6 protein-coding genes are annotated in these 4,665 nt (G+C 64.5%); 4 read left to right on the top strand and 2 right to left on the bottom strand.

The genetic code is table 11. From position 1 onward, the window contains the following. Window positions 1-727 precede the first annotated feature (727 nt). Together ACIBG5_RS43560 and ACIBG5_RS43555 are read left to right on the top strand one after the other, a co-directional pair. Window positions 728-985, top strand: a complete 258-nt coding sequence (locus tag ACIBG5_RS43560; protein WP_396397984.1) for a hypothetical protein — start codon at window positions 728-730, stop codon at window positions 983-985. Window positions 986-1,347: 362 nt separating this feature from the next. Further along, window positions 1,348-1,707, top strand: a complete 360-nt coding sequence (locus tag ACIBG5_RS43555; RefSeq protein ID WP_396397983.1) for a hypothetical protein — start codon at window positions 1,348-1,350, stop codon at window positions 1,705-1,707. Window positions 1,708-1,881: 174 nt separating this feature from the next. Here the strand turns inward: ACIBG5_RS43555 and ACIBG5_RS43550 are convergent, their stop codons facing one another. Then, window positions 1,882-2,175, bottom strand: a complete 294-nt coding sequence (locus ACIBG5_RS43550) for a hypothetical protein (RefSeq protein WP_396397982.1) — start codon at window positions 2,173-2,175, stop codon at window positions 1,882-1,884. Window positions 2,176-2,248: 73 nt separating this feature from the next. Next, window positions 2,249-2,449: a hypothetical protein gene (locus tag ACIBG5_RS43545; RefSeq protein ID WP_396397981.1), complete on the bottom strand. Its 201-nt coding sequence runs from the start codon at window positions 2,447-2,449 to the stop codon at window positions 2,249-2,251. Window positions 2,450-3,291: 842 nt separating this feature from the next. Between ACIBG5_RS43545 and ACIBG5_RS43540 the strand changes: the two genes are divergently transcribed. Beyond that, window positions 3,292-3,489 carry a hypothetical protein gene (locus ACIBG5_RS43540; RefSeq protein WP_396397980.1) on the top strand — a complete coding sequence of 66 codons (198 nt, stop codon included), beginning with the start codon at window positions 3,292-3,294 and terminating at the stop codon, window positions 3,487-3,489. A gap of 161 nt (window positions 3,490-3,650) precedes the next feature. Next, window positions 3,651-4,121: a hypothetical protein gene (locus tag ACIBG5_RS43535; protein ID WP_396397979.1), complete on the top strand. Its 471-nt coding sequence runs from the start codon at window positions 3,651-3,653 to the stop codon at window positions 4,119-4,121. The last annotated feature ends 544 nt before the right edge of the window (window positions 4,122-4,665 follow it).

Here is a 4,665-nt window from a genome sequence, read left to right as displayed (position 1 = left end):
ACCCCGGCAGGAGCCGTCGACGCCCGCGTCACCGCCTCCAACCGCGCACGATCACCATCACGAAGCCGCAGAGCCCGGGCCACATACATGACACCAATTCTCCCCGAACCCAGACGTAAACTAATCAACGACACGCGACACTAGGTCCTCGACCCGCGCCTCGAAGTCGTCGGAGCCACGCTTGTGTCGCCGGTGGAACGAGCGCCAGCGGCGCCAGCCTTGCGAGATGGTGGCTTCGGTAGTTTCCGGCCACGCCACTGGAGACCCATCCATCCTGAGCTGCTCCATCCCAGTTCTCGCCGCAGCTCGGGTCGGTTCGTCCATGCGCTGAGTGTGCCCGAAGTTCATTGGACCAGGCACCTCCGAACGTCCGCACATGCCGCGTTCCGCGCGGTCGTGCAGATGACAACCATCAGCTGGCACACGAATGTCAGGCATCAGCCGTCACAGGACAACCAGCTCCGCGGGCTCTCTGCCGAGTTTGGCTCTTATGGATCAAGGGCGCGCCTTCGGCGCGCGGCCCCGGACTGCGGGCGGCGCCGGGGCGCCGTCCTCGCCGGAGCCCAGAGCAAGACGCTTCCTGGCACACGCGATCCCAACCGCCACGAGCCGCCGTTGCCGCGTCCGACGTGGGTAGCCCCGTCCCTCCGGCCGCTATCGGGGGGACGGGGCAGGTGTGGGCGTAGAGCCGCGGTACCGAACCGCCGCAGCGTGTGATCATGTGCCGGTGATCCCACGCCAGTTCTTCGATCGTCCAATTTGGACCGACCCGCTGTTCTGGTTCGGCATTGTCGTCGGGCTGTCCGTCAGCATCGTCGTTGGCCTGCACAGGGATCTACCAGTCGCGGACTTCATCTGGTACGTCTTCGCGCCGACATTCGCCTTCACGTGGTGGACGGCTGACCTGATCCTTTCGACAATCCGGCACCAGTTCCGACGCCGTCGAGCCACGAAGCAGCCCGAGGCTGAGGTCGCGGCCGATTGAGTGCGTGAGCCTTGAATCTCCCGGACGCCGTGCCCTTCACGTGCCCTAACGGAGGCGCGTCAAGGGGCCTGACTGGTCACTCATGGGGTTGAACCGGCCGGGCCCACACTCAGCGATCCGACGCTCAAGCCAGCGAGATCCCCACAACCGCCATTGCAAGGCAGGGGTTAGGGGTTCAAGTCCACCAGCTCCGCGGGCTGTGATCCGCCAATAGATCTGCGACACATGTCCGCCAACTGATCCGCGACAGGCTAGAAGCCTGGCCTGATCCTGGGACGCTGGCCAACGCACGTACAAGTAGCCGAATTGAGTGCGCTGGCACCCGGTAGCGCTTCTCACCTCCGTCACGGGATGATGCGGCCATGCGTCACGAGCCGCCCGAGACTACCTATGGACCGGACTACGGGCCCCGAATCGAGTGGGAGAACGGTGTCCTGGTGCAGGCGCTCCAAGCCTCCCAGGGCCGAATCGGTACCGCTGTTCGAGGACTGGCGGTCGAGGCCGGCTACGAGCGGGTGGTTCTGCATGCTTGCGTAAGCACCGATGACGCCGACACTCGCGAGGACATGCAGGAACTGGTTGACGACCTGGAGTCGGCAATGGATCCAATCGTCGACCCGATGCCGAGCGTCGAGCTCCATCTGCAGGTCGGAGACACTGACCCGTCCTGGACCGGATATCACCACCGGCGGCTCTACCTGATGCACTGGCGTGCGCGGTAGCAATAGACCGCACGTCGACAGCTGGAGGTGGAGAGGCCCAGACGAGGTTCCGCGCCCAGCCCGAGTTGAGGATCAGCGCAACTCGCGGCGTGTGGAGACGGCCGCCGCAATTCGGCCGCTCCGGGCCCATAAGCGAGGACACACCGACATCGCCGCGTTGGTGCCCAGCGAGGGCTACAGGACGTGCGCGTCGTGGATGGTCACGCGGCCTTCAGCGTTGATCTCGATCTCCGCGCTCAAGTCGCTCGGCGACGCGTCAGTCGTCCACAGCGGCAGAACGCTCCAGGCGGTGCCGTCGTCCCGCCTGACCACCTCAGATTCGGAATGTGTCCAGATCTCCTCGGGCTGGCGGACCAGCGTCGCTGGATAGGCACGCACCCAGTGGAGCAAGTCTGGTCGAGCGCCAGCCGTCAGGGCGTCCAACTCCGCGCGGATTGCGGCTCGATAGGCTTCCGGCACATCTCCCATGTCTTGAGCATAGAAGTGCGCGGATCTGCCGCGATCAAGGCGGAGTGGTGATAACCCGGCGCGAGCTACGAGCTCAGCGGGATGGCCCATCGCTGGCCGTGTCGATCGCCTGACGGACACTCGCAAACCGGTCGACCGTGAAACCTGAGACGGCACGGACCTCGCTCTGATCCCAAACGTTGTTCATGTAATGCTCAATGGTGAAGAGAGCGGCTCGAACGATCTCAGCCTCCTCAAGGGTCAGGCACAAGCCCCCACGCTCAGCACGCTCCATGGCCTCGACAATAGTGGCTCAGGCCCCGTCACCGAACGTCCGCTCATGCCGCCGATAGTGAAGCGCGATCATGTCGATGAGCGTGCGAGCGGGCGTAAGAGTTCCGGTTGTCCTAAGGTCTGCCCATGTCCGAGCTCAGGAGCCACTTCGAGAAGCGCGTCGCAGGTCTCCGGGACTGCGCAACGTTGGAGGTCTCAGAAGGAGAACGGGCGACGACGCATCGACTGAGGCCACATAACCCAAGCGCGGTGGGTGTGGTGATGTACCTCGGATCTGGCGGTCTCGGCACGGTCAGCCTCGACGACCCTGCTTCCGCTCCCGCGGAACTCGGCGACGATCTGGCCTTGGACCTCCGAGCGATCGGCTCCTTCATTGATATTGCGGTCGAGGGACGTGCGACCGCGTTTCACCTAGGGCGGGGTGGCTGCATCAAAGTGCGCGGCTCCAACCACGAGCCTCGCACCTGGAGGAACGCCTGGCCGTGGCCTGGTTGGCGGCGGCGGGCCGAAAGAATCGACTACGTCCCCTACCACTGAGCGCCCAGACCGAGTACGTCTCAACGCACTCTCATGGCTCCTTTCTGTGTCAAGACGCGGCAGGAAGGGGCGAGCTGGTCAGATTCTGTTGATCGCCGGGACTGGGGGCCTCGCGCTGCTTTCAGTGTGAGTCGAGGGGAAAGCCCTGCAGAGCGTCGTACAACTGCGGCCGTTGAGGCGGCAGGCCACGGCAGGTCGGCCGTGTGGCTGTCCGAGACTCCAGGCCCGCCGGTAGCAACCTAGAACGCACTGATTTGCCGCGGATAGTGAACGCCCAGGACTGCTTGTGAGCGCGAGGTTGGTGCCATGCTGAACAGCGTGAATGTCTCGGCTGCATCGAAGAACGTCGCAGTGGTGGCGCTCTCGCGAGCCGAGGTGCTCGCGCTACGAAATCTGCTGGAGTACGCGCCTCACATACCCCTGGAGGCGCACGGACCGCTAGGGATCTTCAAGCGGCTCTTGGCTGAGCTCCAGCCGATCGCCGCCGGCATGGGCTCCGAGTGACCCCAGCGTCACCCAGCCAGCAAACGCACGGATTTGCCGCGGATAGTGATGCGCGGTCATGCCGATGAGGGGGCGCCGGCGCAAGCAGAATCACAGCAGGCAACCGACCCGATTGAATGACGACCTGGCCATTGTGTCGTGCAACAATGCGGGGTGTGCGGGTGATCTGGACGCTGAGACATCACGGATGGGCCTTCTGTTCGGTCAGTGATGACCACACCAGTGCCGAGGCGGTCGTCTCTTACGTCACCGACGGTCCCGAACAACTGCTAAGCGCCGTATCCAGGATCGTCCTGTACGAGACCGACACACAGGCCGAGTTCGAGGCAGAACCCACCGTCTACAGATGGTTCTTCCAGCGTCACGGCGACACGGTCGACATTCGCCTCGTCGAAGCAGCCGATTCGAGAACACCCGAGCATGCCGGAAATCTGATTTGGCACAGTCGACAGCCGATCACCACACTTGCCTGGACAGTAATCCGTGCATTCGACGCCGTCGCCGCCGACCTCGGCGAGGTCGACTACCAGACTCAGTGGGGCCGGCCCTTCCCCCGACACGAACTCGAAGCCCTCCGAGCAGCGTGGCGCACGACCACCCAGCGACCACGACCTTCTGCCGGGCATAGCTGACGACGACCTTGTCGGGATCAAACCAGCGCAGCATGGCAGCTTGAACGACCACGTAGTCGTCCCAGGCTGGCGCCGCGGCGGTGCCCGGCCCAAGCGGCCCGCACAACGGGCGTACGCCACGGTCAGCGAGTGCGGTGAGATGTCAGCTTTACTTGTGCAGCCCTCGCCGAGCCAGCGCATGCGTCATCCGCCGCGAGTGGTGCGCCATCGGCTCGCGTAACGTCCGGATCTGCCGCAGATAGTGAAGGCGTGGACCTGCTGGTACGACGACCGTCTCTCCCAGACCCTCCGCCGGTTCGTTCGCGTGCCGGTGGTGGACCGCGGTCTTCGACGATGGCATGCCCAGCGAAGAGCATGATGGCTGCATGCCCGATTTCGTGTGGCTCCCGGCCAATCAAGCATCGACAGAGGACGTCGAGGCGGTCTTCGCCACGGGCGGAGCCCACAAGTGCCGTTGCCAAGCGCTGAAGGTGCCCGGCTGGATCTGGCGGGACACGACCCAGGAGCAGAGGGATGCCGCGCTGCTGGAGCAGACCGCCTGCGG

The sequence above is a fragment of the Kribbella sp. NPDC050241 genome (assembly GCF_044459685.1).
In the GTDB taxonomy this organism is placed as follows: domain Bacteria; phylum Actinomycetota; class Actinomycetes; order Propionibacteriales; family Kribbellaceae; genus Kribbella.
The sequence above is the reverse complement of the archived record's forward strand: the minus strand, read 5'-3'. Positions and strand labels throughout refer to the sequence as shown.

Bases quoted from the DNA above. Each gene is read 5' to 3' on its own strand.
- ACIBG5_RS43555 (WP_396397983.1), top strand. From the start codon at position 1,348: ATGCGTCACGAGCCGCCCGAGACTACCTATGGACCGGACTACGGGCCC.
- ACIBG5_RS43550 (WP_396397982.1), bottom strand. From the start codon at position 2,175: ATGGGAGATGTGCCGGAAGCCTATCGAGCCGCAATCCGCGCGGAGTTG.
- ACIBG5_RS43545 (WP_396397981.1), bottom strand. From the start codon at position 2,449: ATGGAGCGTGCTGAGCGTGGGGGCTTGTGCCTGACCCTTGAGGAGGCT.
- ACIBG5_RS43540 (WP_396397980.1), top strand. From the start codon at position 3,292: ATGCTGAACAGCGTGAATGTCTCGGCTGCATCGAAGAACGTCGCAGTG.